Origin of the sequence: Mesorhizobium sp. M8A.F.Ca.ET.181.01.1.1 (assembly GCF_004792025.1) — a bacterium.
In the GTDB taxonomy this organism is placed as follows: Bacteria; Pseudomonadota; Alphaproteobacteria; order Rhizobiales; family Rhizobiaceae; genus Mesorhizobium.
In genome coordinates this window covers 1-16,468 of the sequence record NZ_SRTV01000001.1, presented here as the reverse complement: position 1 = coordinate 16,468, position 16,468 = coordinate 1, and the positions used below count along the sequence as shown (strand labels likewise).

General features: G+C 65.0%; 17 protein-coding genes. 10 read left to right on the top strand and 7 right to left on the bottom strand.

Annotated elements, in window-relative coordinates:
* Positions 1 to 127: 127 nt before the first annotated feature.
* On the bottom strand, positions 128 to 1,057 hold the full coding sequence (locus tag EN824_RS00090; protein WP_127870042.1) for a neutral zinc metallopeptidase: 930 nt from the start codon (positions 1,055 to 1,057) through the stop codon (positions 128 to 130).
* 188 nt (positions 1,058 to 1,245) lie between these two features.
* Here EN824_RS00090 and EN824_RS00085 point away from each other — a divergent pair, with 188 nt between their 5' ends.
* Both EN824_RS00085 and EN824_RS00080 read left to right on the top strand, forming a co-directional pair.
* Positions 1,246 to 3,309: a hypothetical protein gene (locus tag EN824_RS00085; RefSeq protein ID WP_135931661.1), complete on the top strand. Its 2,064-nt coding sequence runs from the start codon at positions 1,246 to 1,248 to the stop codon at positions 3,307 to 3,309.
* Positions 3,310 to 3,399: 90 nt separating this feature from the next.
* Positions 3,400 to 4,290, top strand: coding sequence for a polysaccharide deacetylase family protein (locus tag EN824_RS00080; RefSeq protein WP_135867271.1), 891 nt, complete (start codon positions 3,400 to 3,402; stop codon positions 4,288 to 4,290).
* Between the two features lie 41 nt (positions 4,291 to 4,331).
* Here the strand turns inward: EN824_RS00080 and EN824_RS00075 are convergent, their stop codons facing one another.
* The 3 genes from EN824_RS00075 to mntR all read right to left on the bottom strand — a co-directional run bounded on the left by EN824_RS00075 (position 4,332) and on the right by mntR (position 5,935).
* Positions 4,332 to 5,165, bottom strand: a complete 834-nt coding sequence (locus EN824_RS00075) for an alpha/beta hydrolase (protein ID WP_127279596.1) — start codon at positions 5,163 to 5,165, stop codon at positions 4,332 to 4,334.
* A gap of 27 nt (positions 5,166 to 5,192) precedes the next feature.
* The gene (locus EN824_RS00070) at positions 5,193 to 5,381 is read right to left on the bottom strand and encodes a hypothetical protein (RefSeq protein ID WP_127279595.1); all 189 of its coding nucleotides are present in this window, start codon (positions 5,379 to 5,381) and stop codon (positions 5,193 to 5,195) included.
* 104 nt (positions 5,382 to 5,485) lie between these two features.
* Entirely contained in the window at positions 5,486 to 5,935 is a 450-nt protein-coding gene (gene mntR / locus EN824_RS00065) for a manganese-binding transcriptional regulator MntR (protein WP_127279594.1), read from the bottom strand.
* 214 nt (positions 5,936 to 6,149) lie between these two features.
* Between mntR and EN824_RS00060 the strand changes: the two genes are divergently transcribed.
* The 3 genes from EN824_RS00060 to EN824_RS00050 all read left to right on the top strand — a co-directional run bounded on the left by EN824_RS00060 (position 6,150) and on the right by EN824_RS00050 (position 9,154).
* Complete coding sequence (locus EN824_RS00060; protein ID WP_135931660.1) at positions 6,150 to 7,514, top strand: Nramp family divalent metal transporter; 1,365 nt, start codon at positions 6,150 to 6,152, stop codon at positions 7,512 to 7,514.
* A gap of 54 nt (positions 7,515 to 7,568) precedes the next feature.
* A complete protein-coding gene (locus tag EN824_RS00055) occupies positions 7,569 to 8,411 on the top strand; it encodes a protein-L-isoaspartate O-methyltransferase (RefSeq protein WP_189522103.1) in 843 nt (280 codons plus the stop codon).
* A 92-nt stretch (positions 8,412 to 8,503) separates the two neighbouring features.
* Complete coding sequence (locus EN824_RS00050) at positions 8,504 to 9,154, top strand: dihydrofolate reductase family protein (RefSeq protein ID WP_135931658.1); 651 nt, start codon at positions 8,504 to 8,506, stop codon at positions 9,152 to 9,154.
* Between the two features lie 45 nt (positions 9,155 to 9,199).
* Here the strand turns inward: EN824_RS00050 and EN824_RS00045 are convergent, their stop codons facing one another.
* Entirely contained in the window at positions 9,200 to 10,069 is an 870-nt protein-coding gene (locus EN824_RS00045) for a LysR family transcriptional regulator (RefSeq protein ID WP_135920935.1), read from the bottom strand.
* Positions 10,070 to 10,162: 93 nt separating this feature from the next.
* Here EN824_RS00045 and EN824_RS00040 point away from each other — a divergent pair, with 93 nt between their 5' ends.
* On the top strand, positions 10,163 to 10,762 hold the full coding sequence (locus EN824_RS00040; RefSeq protein ID WP_135867266.1) for a LysE family translocator: 600 nt from the start codon (positions 10,163 to 10,165) through the stop codon (positions 10,760 to 10,762).
* Positions 10,763 to 11,147: 385 nt separating this feature from the next.
* Here EN824_RS00040 and EN824_RS00035 read toward each other — a convergent pair whose 3' ends face one another.
* Entirely contained in the window at positions 11,148 to 11,942 is a 795-nt protein-coding gene (locus tag EN824_RS00035) for an SDR family oxidoreductase (RefSeq protein WP_135931657.1), read from the bottom strand.
* Between the two features lie 235 nt (positions 11,943 to 12,177).
* On the opposite strand from EN824_RS00035, the gene EN824_RS00030 reads away from it, so the two are divergent.
* Entirely contained in the window at positions 12,178 to 12,642 is a 465-nt protein-coding gene (locus EN824_RS00030; RefSeq protein ID WP_135916329.1) for a MarR family winged helix-turn-helix transcriptional regulator, read from the top strand.
* A gap of 46 nt (positions 12,643 to 12,688) precedes the next feature.
* On the opposite strand, the gene EN824_RS00025 is transcribed toward EN824_RS00030, so the two are convergent.
* Positions 12,689 to 13,867 (bottom strand): MFS transporter, encoded by a 1,179-nt coding sequence (locus EN824_RS00025; RefSeq protein ID WP_135916328.1) that lies wholly within the window; start codon positions 13,865 to 13,867, stop codon positions 12,689 to 12,691.
* Positions 13,868 to 14,063: 196 nt separating this feature from the next.
* Here EN824_RS00025 and EN824_RS00020 point away from each other — a divergent pair, with 196 nt between their 5' ends.
* The 3 genes from EN824_RS00020 (at position 14,064) to EN824_RS00010 (ending at position 16,151) form a co-directional block, all read left to right on the top strand.
* The gene (locus EN824_RS00020) at positions 14,064 to 14,420 is read left to right on the top strand and encodes a helix-turn-helix transcriptional regulator (RefSeq protein ID WP_127280845.1); all 357 of its coding nucleotides are present in this window, start codon (positions 14,064 to 14,066) and stop codon (positions 14,418 to 14,420) included.
* 66 nt (positions 14,421 to 14,486) lie between these two features.
* On the top strand, positions 14,487 to 15,263 hold the full coding sequence (locus tag EN824_RS00015) for a metallophosphoesterase family protein (RefSeq protein WP_135931656.1): 777 nt from the start codon (positions 14,487 to 14,489) through the stop codon (positions 15,261 to 15,263).
* 105 nt (positions 15,264 to 15,368) lie between these two features.
* Positions 15,369 to 16,151, top strand: a complete 783-nt coding sequence (locus EN824_RS00010) for an SH3 domain-containing protein (RefSeq protein WP_127280847.1) — start codon at positions 15,369 to 15,371, stop codon at positions 16,149 to 16,151.
* The last annotated feature ends 317 nt before the right edge of the window (positions 16,152 to 16,468 follow it).

Sequence of the window (16,468 nt, the reverse complement as noted above, 5' to 3'; positions counted from 1 at the left end):
GGGCGCGGGCGGACGCACCTTATAGGCGAGCAAGCAAAAAGGAACAGTGAGGGAACAGGCAGGAAGCTTTGATCCTGACACTCCCTGACGGCGTCTCGCCGTCACGTCTTTTTCCGAAAACGACTGCTTAGAGCGGCCCGCTCATCGTATTGCAGTCCGACAGCTTGCCGCTCTTGTAGCCGCGCGTCAGCCAGGTCTGACGCTGCTGCGAGGTGCCGTGGTTGAAGCTTTCCGGCACGACATAGCCCTGCATCTTCTTCTGCAGCGTGTCGTCGCCGATCTGCTTGGCCGCGTTCAGCGCGCTTTCGAAGTCGCCCTGCTCCAATATGCCCTTCTGCCCGGTGTAGTGCGCCCACACGCCGGCGAAGCAGTCGGCCTGCAGTTCGATGCGCACCGACAGCTGATTGGCATCGGCTTCGCTCATGCCTTGGCGCATCTGGTCGAACTTGCCCATGATGCCGGTGAGGTTCTGTACGTGGTGGCCGACCTCATGCGCGATGACGTAAGCACGGGCGAACTCGCCGGAAGCGCCGAACTGCTGGTCGAGCTGCCGGAAGAAGGTCATGTCGAGATAGACCTTGTGATCTCCAGGACAATAGAACGGTCCGGCCGCGGCGGAAGCAAAACCGCAGGCGGAGCGGACCTGGCCGGAAAACAGCACCAGCTTGGGGTCCTCATAGGTCAGGCCTTGCGACTTGAAGATGCCCGTCCAGGTGTCCTCGGTCTCGGCGAGCACGGTCGCCACGAACTGCTTCATCTCGTCATTGGCCGGGCTACCCGCGCTGCTATCCTGACCACCGCCGCTGTTGTCCGTGATCTGGCCACCGCCGCCCGGCAGCAGGCCGCCGTCGCCACCGCCCAGGATCGCCGAGGGATCGAAGCCGAAATACCAGCCGGCGATCACGACAAGGATGACGAGGATGATACTGCCGCCGCCACCCGTCCGGCCGCCGATGGGCAGTTGGAACTGACCGCCGCCGCCACCGATCCCGCCGCCGCCACTGTCGCTGCGGTCGTCCTCGATATTGTCACTCTGACGACGGCCTCTCCAGAGCATGGCAACTCCTCGCTGCAAACTTTCCCGTTGTTCCGGCAGGCCGGCTCAATCCAACAAACAATTATCGTAATGGTTGCGCCAAGTCACAGCATTTTTCGTGAGGGCGGCGGCGCTGGTTGGCCGTTTCACCGCACTGGCCGGGAGCGCGCAAGGCCTGTAGCATCGCCGGGATCGGAGGGGTTCGAGGCTTGAGGACGATCGCAGGTTTCCTGTCGCTGCTGGTGCTGTGCCTTGGGCTTGCAAATGCCGGCGCGGTGACGCTCGATTCCAGCGTCGCGGTCACCGATCCCGCCACCTTGCAAGCGCTGGAGCGTGGCGGCCTGTCGATCAGCCGCCTGCTCGGCCCCGCCCTCGGCCTCACCCGCGACGTCGACAATCGCGGCCTGTTTTCGGTGCCGGCGCTGGCCACGGTGCGCGACACGGTCAAGCGCGAGATATCAGAAGAGCCCAAGACCAGCCCCGACCCCTATGTCGCGGCCATGGCGAAATCGAACGACACCAGCCAGAAATTCAATCCCAGATACATCGATGACGACGGCTCGACGCTCGACCTCACCGGCGTCGTCAACCGCATGGACCGAGGCTACCTCGGCCACACCGAATGCGGCGAGATCCGGCTGATCTACCGCTTCCACTATTCGGTCCAGGAAAAACCGGCGAACGGCAAGCCCGGCCAGCGCATTTCATCGCGCCTGCCGCTGACCATGAGCCTGGTCTTCAACGCCAAGCCTGGGAAGGCGCAGGCCCGCGCTTCTAAGGACCTTCCCAGCGCCACCGACGCGTCCTGCGCGGACGTCGCCCGGCGCTGGCTGGCCGCCGGTCGAAAGGACTTGCCACCCGAGCAATTGGCCGCCTGGCTGCGCTCCGACGAAGGCCCGCTGTCCGGCGCCATGCTGAATTCCTCGCAGATCATGCGGCTCGAGCTCAACATGCAGGTGCTCAGGCTGTCGGCGTCGACGCGGCGCGATTTCGGCGGCCATGCCGAGTACCTGTTGAAGATCTTCAAATGGGATCCGGCCATTTCAAGCTTCTATGAAGCCAGGATGGAAAACGAGATCGACCGGGCGACGGTGCTGGCCGACAGGCCAGCCTTCGCCAAATGGCTGCTCACCGACCGCAACATCTACGATCTCGACCATGGCCGGCTGGTCGTCGACGAGAAATTCCTGGCCAAGAGCGCCGTCTCGGTGGCACCCGGCGGGTTGAGCCGCTCGCAGAACAACATCGTGTATGGGCTGGTCGACGACGCCGACATCGACAAGGCGTTGAAGGACTATGTCGCCAGCGGCAACACACTCGCCACCATCAAGTCGGTCGCCGGCTTCAACCTGCGCCTCAACGAGATGTCCTGCACCGGCTGCCACCAGACGCATGGCATTGCCGGCTTCCACTACACCGGCGCCGACCCGGCCGGCGAACCGCGCCGCAATGCCGTCTTCGTGCCGGGCTCGGCCGTCTTCTTCGCCGACCTGCCGCGCCGCCGCGCCATCGTCGAGGAATTCGCCGCCGGCGGCCATCCCGATTTCACCAGGGGCTTCGCCGCCCGTCCGGACCGGAAATACGCCGAAGCGCTGAAAGGCACCGATCTCTACAATGGCTGGGGCTCGATCTGCTATCGCGGCGAGGATGAAAGCTTCAAGGACTGGACCTGCGGCACCGGCCTGCGCTGCGCCGGGGTCCACGAAAGCGCCATCCATCCTGGTTTCGGCACCTGCGTCAGCGAGAAAGGCACCGCGGTCGGCGACCCCGTGGAATTCGGCGAGATCAGGATGTCGACCTGGGGCAGCGACCGGTATTGCCGCCTGTCGCCCGCCACCGCCAAGGATTGTGGCATCGACCCGGTGCGCGACAGGAAGCCGGTGGTCAAGCTCACCGGCTATGGCGCCGCGCGCCAGCGCTACGACAACCCCGAGCAGAAGACCGGCGGCTTTCCCGGCGGCATGCTGCGCAAGGCGAGCTGCGACAAACTTCCAGAAGAGGCAAGTTGCGGCCGCCTCGCCAAGACGGGCTTCAACGACTGTATCGCGTCCGGCAAGGACCATAAATTCTGCACGAAGGAATTCACCAAGACCGCCGGCCTGCGCGCCTGCGACAAGGCGCATCCCTGCCGCGAGGACTATATCTGCACCGCCGGATATGACGATCTGCCCGAGGCCAAGCCTGGCGAAGGCACCTGCATCCCGCCCTACTTCATCTTCCAGTTCCGCGTCGACGGCCATCCGCGCAGCTGGAAGCAGGATGTCAGCGAGTGAGCTGTCGGCGGACTGGGCAAGCCCGGAAGTAAACCTTCATTAACCATAAGCGGAATAAAAGCGTAAGCGATTCAAAGGGATCCTTCCGCCATGGCTTTCGTGTCCGGGCGCCGTCTGGCGCAGCTGTTTGGTATTGTCGCCTTGGGCGCGTTGGCCACCGGTTGCACGACGGCGAAACCTGCGACCGACGCCAAGGGTGGCAAGCTCGCCTATGCGACAGAGCCGAAGGAGACCGGCGCCGGCGGCTTCTTCTCCTCGCATTCCTTCAGCGGCCTTGCCGGCCGCAGCGTCACCGTCAACAGCATCGCCGACCTCAGGCTGCGCAACCACGAAGTGGTGCTGACCTTCGATGACGGCCCGATGCCCGGCCGCACCGAGAACATCCTGAAAGTCCTCGACAATGCCGGCGTCAAGGCAACCTTCATGATGGTCGGCCAGATGGCCCGCTCCTACCCTGCCCTGGTGCGCGAGGTCGCCGCGCACGGCCACACGATCGGCACCCACACCCAGAACCATGCCAACCTGACGCATATGAGTGCGACGGGAGCGCAAGCGCAGATCGACGGCGGCATCAAGAGCGTGTCGGCAGCGCTGGTGCCATCCATGCACGGCGTCGCGCCCTTCTTCCGCTTCCCCTATCTCGCCTCGACGGCGACGTTGCGCCGCCAGCTCGCGGCGCGCGGGATCGTCGTCATCGACGCCGATATCGATTCCAAGGATTATTTCCCGTCGACGCCGGACCAGCTGCGCAAGCGCACCATGGCGGGTATCGAACAGCGCGGTTCCGGCATCATCCTGATGCACGACATCCATCCGCGCACCGCGCAAATGCTGCCGCACCTGCTGGCCGACCTCAGAGCCAAGGGCTACAAGGTGGTGCGGCTGGTGCCCGGCCACCGCGGCCGCGAACCGCTGGTGTCATCGCTGACGACAGGCACCGTGACGACGGTCCAGCAGACGGCCTACGCGGAGACCCGATAGGAGCACGGGAATTACGCCAAAACAAAGGGTTGATCGGTCCCCTAGCCGGCTTCCATGCTCCGCCAGAACTGAAGGACCGTAGCGGCGATCGCTTCTGGTGCGTCTTCCGGGACGAGATGCTTCGCATCGGGGACTGTCTGAAACGTCGCGCCGGGAATGCGCCGCGCCAGTTCCCGGCCGTCCTTTACCGGGATCCAATCGTCATTGTCGCCCCAGAGGATGGTGACCGGGCATCGAACCTCGCCATATCGCCACTCCACCTCCTCGCTGTACTTGTCATCCATCTGCGCGACTTGCCTCCAGAATGCCTTCTGGCCTTCGTCGCCAAGCCATGGGCGCAGATAGGCCTGCATCTCGTCTTCGCGTAACGGATTGTACGTCGCGCCATCGATGTAGGCGCGCAGGATCGCTTCGTGAACATACGCTGGCAGCTCGGCAAGAACCTTCTCGTTCTGTTTGGCTGCCTGGACCAGCGGCGAACCTTGCGGGCTGATCGCCACCGGATCGATCAACACTAGCGAGCGGAACTCCAACCCGTTGAGCAGATGACCGCGCAGAGCGGTCGATCCGCCGAAATCATGCGCGACCACGTCGGGCCGTTCCAGCTTCCAGTGGGCATAGAGCGCCGCGAACAATTCGTTCTGGATGCCGCGCGACACGTCGCCGTCAGGCTTGTCCGACCAGCCATAGCCAAGCATGTCGAAATAGTGGACGCGTCGCTGCTTGGCGAGCCATGGCGCGATGCGGCGCCACTCCACCGAGGAGAATGGGGTACCGTGAAGAACGACGGCGGGCGGTCCTTCTCCCATCACGCCCCAGGCAATTGAATGTCCTTGAAAGACAAAGCGTTCGGGCGGGCGCCACTCGATCGTCATCAGCATCGATCCAGCATTGCTGCCGGCCTACTCTTTCTGCTTGGCGCCGGCGCTCTTGCCGTCCGAGCTTTTCGAGCGTTCCTCGAAACGATCGGCGCCTTTCTTCAGCGGATGGCCCATTTCGGCCTCGGTCTTGCGCTCATCCCTGGCCGCCGCCTGTTTCAGTCCTGTGGCTGCCGCCTTGCCTTTCGCGGTCGGTGCCTGCTCGACGCCCATTGCTTCCTCCCTGGCGCGCAACAAGCGCGCGATGAGATGCAACGCGCATGAGCGGCGGCGGTTCCAGCGGCTAACGCTGTCGGGCAACCCGGCAATGACGCGCCTCAGCGCGCCGTCATCGCCTTGCGGAACGCGTCCAGTGTCTCGGCGCTGACATGGTGCTCGATGCCCTCGGCGTCGATGCGCGCCGTCTCGGCACTGACGCCGAGCGAGCGCAGGAAGGCTTCCACCGTCTGGTGGCGGATGCGGCTTTCCTGTGCGACCTTGCGGCCGGCTTCGGTGAGGAACACGCCGCGATAGGGTTTTCGCGACACCAGCCCGTCGGCGCACAGCCGCGTCAGCATCTTGGCCACCGTCGGCTGGGCGACACCGAGCCGCGCGGCGATGTCGACCTGCCGCGCCTCGTTGCCATCCTCGATCAGGTCGGCGATCAGCTCGACATAATCCTCGACCAGCGCGCTGCGGCGCGCTTCGCGCGTCTGCCGGAACCCTTCCGAATGGACATCGGCATCGAGCAGCGGCTCACGCGGGACCGGTCTGTTCTTCAGCGCCAATGCGCGCTCCTCCTCGGAAGTTTAGCCGTCGCTGCTTTTATAGCACAGGCTCTGATTCTTCAGGCCGTTTATTTGCATTCCGCGAGAGGTGCAACCGGCGTCTCCGGCTGCCCGCCCTCACAACAAGCACCGACAATGAAATATAGCCTATTGCATAATGTTGAGCCATGGCATAGCTTAGGGGCATTCTCCGGAACCTGCGGAAAGCCTTTTCATGTCGGAAGCAGACGTCACAGCCCCCCGGTCCGCATGGCGGTTCGCCAAACGGGAGGAGGACGACCAGCCCAGTCTGCGCGAGGTCAATTCCAGCATCGCGGTGCCGACGTCAGGCGTCTGGTTCCGCCGCCTGTTCGCCTTCATGGGGCCGGGCTACATGGTCTCGGTCGGCTATATGGACCCGGGCAACTGGGCGACCGACCTCGCCGGCGGCGCCCAGTTCGGCTACACATTGCTGTTCATCATCATGCTGTCCAACCTGATGGCGATCCTGCTGCAGGCGCTGGCGGCGCGGCTTGGCATCGCCACCGGCCGCGATCTCGCCCAGGCCTGCCGCGCTTACTACCCGCGCCCGGTCAATTTCGTGCTGTGGATCGCCTGCGAGCTCGCCATCATCGCCTGTGACCTCGCCGAGGTGATCGGCACCGCGATCGCGCTGCAGCTTTTGTTCGGCATCCCGCTGATCGGCGGCGCCATACTCACCGCGCTCGACGCTTTCCTCGTGCTGCTTTTGATGAACAAGGGGTTCCGCTATCTCGAAGCCTTCGTCGTGGCGCTACTGATCATCATTTTCAGCTGCTTTGCGATCCAGATCTTCGTTGCCGCCCCGCCGGCCGGCACGATCATGCATTCGATGTTCGTGCCGTCTTCCGACATCGTCACCAACCCGGCGATGCTCTACATCGCCATCGGCATCATCGGCGCCACGGTAATGCCGCATAATCTCTATCTGCACTCCTCGATCGTGCAGACCCGCGCCTATGAACGCACCGACGCGGGCAAGCGCGATGCCATCAAATGGGCGACGGCGGACTCCACCATCGCCTTGATGCTGGCGCTGTTCGTCAACGCCGCCATCCTGATCGTCGCGGCGGTCGCCTTCCACGACACCGGCCACCAGGATGTCGCCGAGATCGACCAGGCCTTCAAGCTCCTGTCGCCGCTGCTTGGCCTGGGCATCGCCTCGATCCTGTTTGCCGTGGCACTGCTCGCCTCCGGCCTCAACTCGACGGTGACGGCAACGCTCGCCGGCCAGATCATCATGGAAGGTTTTCTGCGTCTGCGCATTCCCAACTGGGCACGACGGCTGCTGACGCGCGGCCTCGCCATCATTCCGGTGGTGGCCGTTACCGCGCTCTATGGCGAGAAGGGCACCAGCCAGCTGCTGGTGTTCAGCCAGGTGGTGCTGTCCATGCAACTGCCCTTCGCGGTCATCCCGCTGGTGCAGTTCGTCTCCGACAAGAAGAAGATGGGCAACCTCGCCATCCCGCGCGGCGTGGCGGCGTTGGCCTGGGTTGTCGCGGCCGTCATCCTGGCGCTCAATTTCAAGCTGCTCTACGACACCATGTCCGGGGTTGGTTGAAGCTCCGTCTAATCCCGGGACAAACCGCCAGATCGCTCTATCTTTCCCGATGCCATGAGCAACATCGAAGACATCAGGAGGTTCTACGCGCGGCTGATGGCGGCCAACGCCGCTTCATCGGATCCGCGCCTGGAAGAGGTGTTCGCCAGCGTGCCGCGCGAGGCCTTTCTCGGTCCGGGGCCATGGACGGTCATTGCCGGCAACGCCAAGATCACGACGCCGAGTGCCGACCCGGCCCATATCTACCAGAATGTGCTGGTGACGCTCGACGCCGAAAAGGGCATCAACAATGGCGAGCCGTTCCTCCACGCCATGTGGATCGGAAAGCTGGCGCCAAGACCCGGCGAGGCCGTCACGCATATCGGCGCCGGCAGCGGCTACTACACGGCTTTGCTGGCCACGCTGGTTTCGCCAGGCGGCACCGTCGCCGCTTTCGAGCTCGACGACCAGATGGCCGAACTGGCGCGCAGAAATCTCGAAGCCTATGGCAATGCGACGGTTGTCCATGGCGATGCCGTGACCTCGCCCCTGCCGCCATCCGACATCATCTATGTCAATGCTGGTGTCGTGGCCCCTCTCGCCGGATGGCTGAGGGCGCTGCGCCCCGGTGGCCGCATGATCTTCCCCTGGCGTCCGGCCGAGAGCATTCCGTTCGCGGTGATGGTGACCCGCGGCGAGAAAGGCTTTGCCTGCCATCCGTTCATGCGCTCGTGGTTCATCCCTTGCGTCGGCGCCTCGGCGATCCCTCCTGCGGCGAAGATCCCGACACGCGACGAGGCCACGCGCAGCCGTTCTGTCTGGCTGATTGAGGACAGGCAGCCAGACAGCACCGCCACCGCAATCCTCGGCGAAGTCTGGTTCTCCTCCGACCCCGTTCACGCCGGCGACAACGGCTAGAAATTTGTCGTCGCGTGTCGAAAAGGAAGCCTGCCGTTCGTCGTAAGTTGAATCCGGCCGTGACGGTGCGCATCGCAAAAAGGAGAAGACGGATGAGAAAAATCATCGCCGCGACCTTCGTCAGTCTCGATGGCGTCATGCAGGCGCCGGGCGGCCCGGAAGAAGATCCGGTCGGCGGCTTCAAATTCGGCGGTTGGACGTTCCACTACTTTGACGAGGTGGCGGGCGCGGCAATTGAGGATCTGTTCTCCAAACCGTTCGCCCTGCTGCTCGGCCGCAGAACCTACGACATCTTCGCCGCGTACTGGCCGTATCAGAAAGATCCGATCGCGGATGCCTTCAACCCCGCGACCAAATATGTGGCGACGCATCGGCCGGATACCCTGGCCTGGCAGAACACGCACGCGCTCGGGCCTGATATCATCGCGGCTTTGCGCCGCCTCCGCCAAGAAGATGGACCTGACCTGCTCATCCAGGGATCGGGCAATCTGATCCAGACCTTGCTCGCCAACGGGCTGATCGACGAGATCCGGCTGATGACCTTCCCGCTGTTGCTGGGCAAGGGCAAGCGGCTGTTCGGCGATGCCGCGATGCCGGCCGCCTTCAAGCTGGTCAAATCGCAGGCATCCACCACCGGCGTCATCATGGCGACCTACGAGCGCGCGGGCGAAATCGAGGTCGGCTCGTTTGTTACGGGCGAACCATCCGACGCCGAACTCGAGCGGCGTAGGAACTGGAAGTGAGTGGTTCTTTCTCCCCGTCACTGTACAGGGAGAAAGGGCGCACCATCAAGCCGCCTGCACCCGCCGCCCCAGCCCATCACGGATATGCCGCGCGAACTCCCGCGCAGCCGTACCCACGCCATGCCCCGGCAGATGCAGGTTGATGGCAAAATTCGGCAGCGGCGGCAGGCCGGCGTCGAACGGCAATATGTCGAGATCCGCCGGCACGGTGGAAGCCAGCCATGTGGTGACGGCCAGGTCCGAGCGCACCGTCGCCGTGGTCGCGTCGATATTGCCGTTCTCGAACACGCTGCGCCATTCCAGCCCATGCGCGTTGAGTGCAGACAGCACCACCGGCCGGAAGGCGCAGGTGTCGGCAACGATCGAGACCGGCAATGGCCGCTTGGCGCGGGCCGCCCCGCCCCTCGCCCCGACCCAGACGAGCCGGTCGACGGCCAGGCATTCGCCCGAGGTCGGGCCGACCCGCTCCTCGATCACCGCGAGGTCGATGGTTCCCGCCGCCAGTGCCGCCGCCAGTTCCGGCGAGGAGGCGCAGAGCAGCGATATCTCGACCTGCGGATAGGCTTCAGCGTAGGCTTTCAGGACGGGCGCCAGCAAGGTGCCGACAAGGTCGTAGGGCACGCCGAGCCGCACCTGGCCGGCGACAGCGCTCCCCGCCATCTCGGACCAGATCTCGTCATTGAGGCTGAGCAGGCGCCTGGCCTTGTCGAACAGCCGCTCGCCGGAATGGGTCAGGCGCAGACCGCGCCGGTCGCGCTCGAACAGGCTGCAGCCGAGCGTCTCCTCCAGGCGCTTGACCTGCTGGCTGACCGCGCCCTGGGTCAGGTGCAGCGCGTTCGCCGCCGCCGTCATGCTGGCCTTGTCGGCGACGGTGACGAAGGTTCGCACGAGGCTGGTGTCGAGATTGCGGATCATGTTGCATTATAGACGCTAATGCGGACCATCGCAAACATTGCATTTACTGATGCAAGCCCGCGTCTACCATGGATCTCCCGACGAGGATGCCCCATGCTCCAGCCTATTCTGCCGCTGATACTGTTTGCCTTCGTAGCCACCGCCACGCCGGGCATCGCCACCACCCTGTCGACCGCTTCAGGCGCGCGGTTCGGCTTCCGCCGCTCCGTTCCGCTGCTGGTCGGAAGTGCGACCGGCCTCGCAACGGTGACGGGCGCGGCCGGCGCTGGACTGGCCGGCCTGCTGCTGGCCATGCCGTCGCTACAGGTGGCGATGAAAATCATCGGCTCGCTCTATCTTGTCTGGCTGGCGATCAAGATCGGCCGTGCCGGCCCACCCAATCTCGATGTGGCGATGGCCAGGCCCAACAGTTTCCTGGGCGGCGCCGGCATCCAGTGGATGAACCCGAAGGGCTGGGCGATGGGGCTGGGCGCAGCGGCCTCCTTCGCCGCGCTTGCCGACGGGCCAGGACAACTGGCGCTGCTGCTCGGCTCGACCTTCGGCCTTGCCGCGGCCATCTCGCTGTCTGCCTGGTGCGCGGCCGGCATGGTGCTGGCACGGTTGCTCAAGACCGAATGGCAATGGCGCGCGCTCAACATCGTGCTGGCGCTGGTGCTGGCCGCCTCGATCATCCCGATGTGGCAGCCGCATTAGAAGCGTCGGCCTTCCAGGAGTTGGGTTTCTTGCCCCGCCATAGCGCTACGGGACGCGCGCATTTCCAGGCGGCTGGTAGCGGCGATCGCGTGGCATGACGGCTTAGCGCGTGAATTGTCTTGTGCCGCGCTGGTCGACCCCCACTCCGTCTCGGCTTCGCCGAGCCACCTCTCCCCCGATCGACGGGGGAGAGGAAAAGCGCCAGGCTTTTTGCCGTCAATGCTCGCCCAGTAGCGCTCCCTTCCTTTCCCTCCGGAGGGGGAAAGGTGGCGCGGCGAAGCCGCGACGGATTGGGGGAACCACGTGGCAATCAAGCCTCGGGCCGATCGGCCACGCTAGTCGCGGAAGATGTGCACAAGCGCCAGAGTCCCAGACCGAAGTGGCCTCACGCCGCGTAGCGAGCCGCCGGCTTGTCGGCGTGCAGGCTGCCATAGAAGGCCTGCCGGGCGCCGAGGAACGTATCCAGCTTTCCCGTATCGGCAAGCGCCGGCACGGTGACAGCCTCGCCCCGCGCGAGGCCGACAAGAGCGGCATCGACCATATCGTCGGCGGTCATGATGATCTCCTTCGGAAGGGTATCGATATCGCCGCCGGAAAGCTCCCAGAAATCGGTCCGGGTCGCGCCCGGCAGCACCGCCTGTACCGTCACCCCGGTGCCCGCGACCTCGCGATGCAGCGCTTCGGTGAAGTTGACGACATAGGCCTTGGTGCCGCTGTAGATGCCGCCGAACGAGGTGTCGAAGGCCAGTACCGAGGCGATGTTGACGATCCCGCCACGGTTGCGCGCCAAAAACCCCGGCAGCACGGCACGGGTCAGCCGGGTCAGCGCCACGACATTGACCTTGATCATGCGCTCGGCCGCATCCGCGTCGGCGGTTGCCACCACCGCCTGACCGCCAAGGCCGGCATTGTTGACCAGCAGCGTCACACTCTCGTCGGCTGATATCGCCTTCTCGACGCGGCGCACATCGTCGTCGTCGGACAGGTCGGCGGCGATGACGCTGACCTTGCGGCTATAGGCGTAGCGCAGCTTCTCGGCCAATTCCCCGAGCCGATCGGCGCGGCGCGCCACCAGCACCAAATCATAGCCCTGCCCCGCCAGCCGGTCGGCATAGACGGCGCCGATGCCCGAGGAAGCGCCTGTTACCACAGCTGTCCCCTTGTTGTCGTTCTTGCTCATTGTCACGTTCCTTCTGTTGGCTCTTATTCGGCTTCGACGAACGCGCCGGCGGTCGAGCCCATTGTCCTGATATCAATTAGTGGCATATACCACTTTCGGCGAAATAGGTATATGCCACTATCTTGTCAACGGCAGCCGCGAAAACTATTTCTGCGGCAGGGCCAGCGCCCCTGCCAGAGCAATTCCAGCAAAAGCGCCCAGCGGTTTCGCCGGAATGCTCCGGCAAGGAGTTGACATGACCGACGTTCAGCAGCCGGGCTTCAGCCAGTGCAACAATGCCACCTTGCGGCGCACCGCGCGCAGGCTCGGCCGCTTCTACGACGACGCGCTGGCGCCTTCCGGCTTGAAGGGCACGCAGTTTGGCCTGCTCTTCCAGATCAGTGTCGGCGGCGAGCCGGCGATGGGGGCCATTGCCGAGGCGTTGATCATGGATCTCTCGGCACTCGGCCACACGTTGAAGCCTCTGGTTCGCGACGGTTATGTCGAAACCTTCGCCGACAAGGACGATCGCCGCGTCAAGCGCGTGCGGCTGACGCCGACCGGCCAGGTCAAGCTCGACGAGGCGATCAAGCTATGGAGCGTTGCCCAGCGGCAATTCGAGGCCATGATCGGCGCCGAGCAGGCCGCGAAACTGCGGGCCACGCTCGATGAAGTGGCCGCGTTGAACCTGGAACTGCCCGCGGCCACTCCTTCCAGCTGAAGAAGCGGCCGCGTAAAAAACAGGGGTGCAAGCCTCGGGGTCAGTCTTATTCCGCCGGCATCGCCACCGGTCTGGCAAACACCCGCCCGGCCAGCACGATGCCGAGCCCGATGACCGGGAAGGCCGCGGCGATCAGGCCGAGATCGGCCGGCGCGCCGTAACGCAGCACCGCGCCGCCCACCACAGCACCCAGCGCCACGCCGAGATAGAGCGCCGAGGCATTGAGCGACAGCACGATCGGCGCCGCGTCCGGCGCGAGCTTGATGATGCGGCTCGCCTGTGCCGGCGGGAAGGCCCAGCCGACGATGCCCCACGGCACCATCATGCCCATCAGCGCCGGCCCGGCGAGGTGATGCGGCAGGAAGGTCGGGATCAGCGAAAAGGTGACGAGCATGGCCGCGGAGAGCGCCAGCGACCAGGCGACGGTACGCGTCGCGCCGAAACGATCGGCGGCCTGGCCGCCGGCAATGTTGCCGATGACGGCGCCGGCGCCGAAGGCGAGCAGCATGCCCGGCAGCGCGATCGGCGACAGCCCGGCGCCTTCGATGGCTAGCGGCGCGATGAAGCTGAACACGGTGAACGCGCCGATGAGGGCAAGCGCCGTCGTCACCAGGATCGGCATCACGCCGGGACGCATCGCCGCCGCCAGGCGGCGCTTCAGCGGCAGCCTGGTGCCGATGATGCCGCGTGGCAGCCGGTACCACAGGATGGCGCCGGACAGCGCGCCAAGGCCGGCAATGGCGTAGAAAGTGCCGCGCCAGCCGGCGATGGCCGCGACCAGCGCGCCAAGCGGCGCGCCGACGGCGACCGCCACCGTGGTGCCGCCGACGACGACGGCAATGGCGCGGGCCCGGTGATGGTCATCGACCAACGCTACCGCCGTGCCTTGCGCGGTCGCCGCGAACAGGCCCGACGACAGCGCCATGATGATGCGCGCGACGAGAAGCACTTCGAAGGACGAACTCAGGGCGGCGACGACATTGCCGATGACGAAGAACACCAGCGTCCACAGGATGACGCGGCGCCGGTCCCATTCGCCGGTCAGCGTTGCCAGGATCGGCGTGCCGATCGCGTAGGCAAGCGCGAAGGCGGTGATCAGCGAGCCGGCGAGCGGCACGGAGATGCCGGCATCCCTGGCGATGTCGGGCAGAAGGCTTGATATGACGAAGCCTTCGGTCGAAATCGCGAACGATCCAAGCGCCAGCCAGAAGATTCTCTTGTCCATGGGGATGCGTCCTTAGTTCAAAAGTTATTGAACAATTGGACATAACAGGCCATGATGTCAATGAAGCCAGGGCAAAATAGCTGAACCATGCTGACAGCCCTGTGTCAGGACGGTCACGCGAAAGGAGAAACAGTGTGTATGGGCCGAGCAGGATCGACGCGTTGAAATCGGCCCGAACTGTGCTTAGGTTCCTGCCATGACCTTGCCACACCCCAATACGGACCAGATCAGCCTGCCCATCGTGCTCGGCGTGCTCGGCGACCCGACGCGGCTCGCCATCGTGCGCTATCTGGCCAGCAAGGAAGGCCTGCCACTGAACTGCAGCCGCTTCCTCGACCTCGCCTCCAAGACCAATCTCAGCTACCACCTCGCCAAACTGCGCGAGGCGGGCGTCACCCGCGCCGAGGTGGTCGGCACCAACCGCATGATCACGCTCCGCCGGGCCGATCTCGACGCCCGCTTCCCCGGCCTGCTCGACAGTGTCATCGCCGCGGCCGCGGACGACACCGCCCTGCCCGCGGTCGGCGGCCATGATTTGGAAATGCCGGCCTGAACTTTTCCTCTCAGTCGCGAAGCGGGGTGAGGAGACCAGGTCCTGCCACCCACCGGGAACCTCCTCATGCGCATAGCCGTCCTCGCCGACATCCACGGCAACGTTCTCGCACTGGACGCCGTGCTCGAGGACCTGGCGCGGCGCGGCGGCACCGACCTCACCGTCAATCTCGGCGACTGCGTTTCGGGGCCGCTGTGGCCGCGCGAGACGATGGAGCGGCTGCAAGCGCTCAACTTGCCGACGGTGCGCGGCAACCATGACCGCCGCGTCGCCGCCGATCCCCCCGACGAAACCATGTGGGCGTCCGACGTCGATGCGCAGGAGCGACTGACGCAGGCGCAGCGCGATGCGCTGTTCGCCCAACCGCTGACCCTTGAGATCGCGCCTGGCGTCATCGCCTTCCATGCCCGCCCCGACCATGACGAGAAATATCTGCTCGATACCGTGAGCGATGGCCATTTGGTGCGCGCGCCGCTGGCGGCGATCCGGCGCCGGTTGAAGGCACTCGACCCGGCCTGCCGCATCGCGCTCTGCGGCCACAGCCACCGGGCGGAATTGATCCGCATCCCGAATGGCCCAGTCATCTTCAATCCGGGCAGCATCGGCTGCCCTGCCTATGACGACGACACGCCTCCGGCGCATGTCTCCGAACAGGGCTCGCCGCACGCCCGCTACGGGATCGTCACCTTGGGCGACGCCGGTCGGCAGGATCGTTTCGAGATGATCGCGGTGGACTACGACCACGAGGCGGCGGCGCGTCAGGCCGAACAGGCGGGACGCGCCGAATGGGCGCACGGCCTGCGCACCGGCTTCATGCCGGAAGCCGCCCAGCACCATGGTTAGCCTGAATTTTCCGACTTACATGGCGGCGCGTCGTCCCTTATAAAACCGGCCGGGCATGCGGCGAGACCGCCGCGGCAGGGTGATTTGAGTACGGCGCACGGCCAAATGATGAGGCGCACGATTACGCTCCGACAAAGTTTGCATGCGCTGATTGCCGCTCCGCTGATGATGGCGGCGTGGCCGGCTGTCGCCGAGGAGGCGCCGTTCATCTCCGTTGTCACCGGGCTCGCTCCCGACGACCTGCTCAATGTCCGCGCCAAGCCATCGCCGATCGGCAAGACCGAGGCCCGCCTGGCCGCCGGTGCGAGCGTCCGAAACCTCGGCTGCAACGACATTGACGGCCACCCCTGGTGCAAGATCGAATCGGACAATCCCAAGGCAACCGGCTGGACGCCAGCACGCTATCTCGTTCCCCTCAATCCGGCGACGGTGCCCGACCAGGCCGCGGATACGTCTGCCGTCGCGCCCGCCGAAGGAGGTACCGGCGCGACGCCAGATGCACCCGACCTGACCGCTCGGCTGGGCAGCACGACCCAGCCGGCCAGCCCCGAAACCAAGCCGAAATCCGCGGCGGAGATCGCCATGCAGGATGCCTATGGCCTGGCGCTGGCGGCGGACGGAACCCTGCAAATTCCCTGCGCCCGCTACGTTGGACAGCCCATGGCGCTCTGCGCGGCGAACGTGACGCGCAAGGGCACGGACAAGGCCGACGTGACCGTGACCTGGCCCGATGGCGGCAGCCGCGTCATCTCCTTCGATGCCGGCCTGCCGGCAAGCTCGGACGCCGGCAGCGACTTCCGCTTCACCAGGGAAGGCAAACTCAACATGATCCGCATTGGTGTGTCCGAGCGCTTCGAGATCATGGATACGGTGGTGCTGGGGGATTAGGCGGCTTTTGCAATGGCTGCTCAATTGCCGGGGTTTGCGCTGCCCCTCATCGCCCTGCCGGACATTTCTCCCCGTAGACGGGGAGAAAGAAGCCGTCCGCAAAGCCGCGCTTTTTTGCAACGTCGGAGGTTGGCGAAACCACCAGGGATAGCGCCCCTCTCCCCGTCACTATACGGGGAGAAGGTCCCGGTGTCCGAACCGGATAGATAGGTAACAGAATGGACCGATAGCATGGGTGACAGTTTTCTTGTCCGCCGGGAGGACCGGCGATGGTTTGGCGAGAAACTGGGATCATGGACGAGCGGCTACGGTTTGTT

What these genes read in the sequence shown, in the direction of transcription:
- EN824_RS00070 (WP_127279595.1), bottom strand. Translation starts at nt 5,381, where the DNA reads ATGGGCGTCGAGCAGGCACCGACCGCGAAAGGCAAGGCGGCAGCCACA.
- EN824_RS00045 (WP_135920935.1), bottom strand. Translation starts at nt 10,069, where the DNA reads ATGATCCGCAATCTCGACACCAGCCTCGTGCGAACCTTCGTCACCGTC.
- EN824_RS00060 (WP_135931660.1), top strand. Translation starts at nt 6,150, where the DNA reads ATGTCGGAAGCAGACGTCACAGCCCCCCGGTCCGCATGGCGGTTCGCC.
- EN824_RS00040 (WP_135867266.1), top strand. Translation starts at nt 10,163, where the DNA reads ATGCTCCAGCCTATTCTGCCGCTGATACTGTTTGCCTTCGTAGCCACC.
- EN824_RS00025 (WP_135916328.1), bottom strand. Translation starts at nt 13,867, where the DNA reads ATGGACAAGAGAATCTTCTGGCTGGCGCTTGGATCGTTCGCGATTTCG.
- EN824_RS00035 (WP_135931657.1), bottom strand. Translation starts at nt 11,942, where the DNA reads ATGAGCAAGAACGACAACAAGGGGACAGCTGTGGTAACAGGCGCTTCC.
- EN824_RS00080 (WP_135867271.1), top strand. Translation starts at nt 3,400, where the DNA reads ATGGCTTTCGTGTCCGGGCGCCGTCTGGCGCAGCTGTTTGGTATTGTC.
- EN824_RS00015 (WP_135931656.1), top strand. Translation starts at nt 14,487, where the DNA reads ATGCGCATAGCCGTCCTCGCCGACATCCACGGCAACGTTCTCGCACTG.
- EN824_RS00050 (WP_135931658.1), top strand. Translation starts at nt 8,504, where the DNA reads ATGAGAAAAATCATCGCCGCGACCTTCGTCAGTCTCGATGGCGTCATG.
- EN824_RS00030 (WP_135916329.1), top strand. Translation starts at nt 12,178, where the DNA reads ATGACCGACGTTCAGCAGCCGGGCTTCAGCCAGTGCAACAATGCCACC.
- EN824_RS00075 (WP_127279596.1), bottom strand. Translation starts at nt 5,165, where the DNA reads ATGACGATCGAGTGGCGCCCGCCCGAACGCTTTGTCTTTCAAGGACAT.
- EN824_RS00055 (WP_189522103.1), top strand. Translation starts at nt 7,569, where the DNA reads ATGAGCAACATCGAAGACATCAGGAGGTTCTACGCGCGGCTGATGGCG.
- EN824_RS00010 (WP_127280847.1), top strand. Translation starts at nt 15,369, where the DNA reads ATGATGAGGCGCACGATTACGCTCCGACAAAGTTTGCATGCGCTGATT.
- EN824_RS00090 (WP_127870042.1), bottom strand. Translation starts at nt 1,057, where the DNA reads ATGCTCTGGAGAGGCCGTCGTCAGAGTGACAATATCGAGGACGACCGC.
- EN824_RS00020 (WP_127280845.1), top strand. Translation starts at nt 14,064, where the DNA reads ATGACCTTGCCACACCCCAATACGGACCAGATCAGCCTGCCCATCGTG.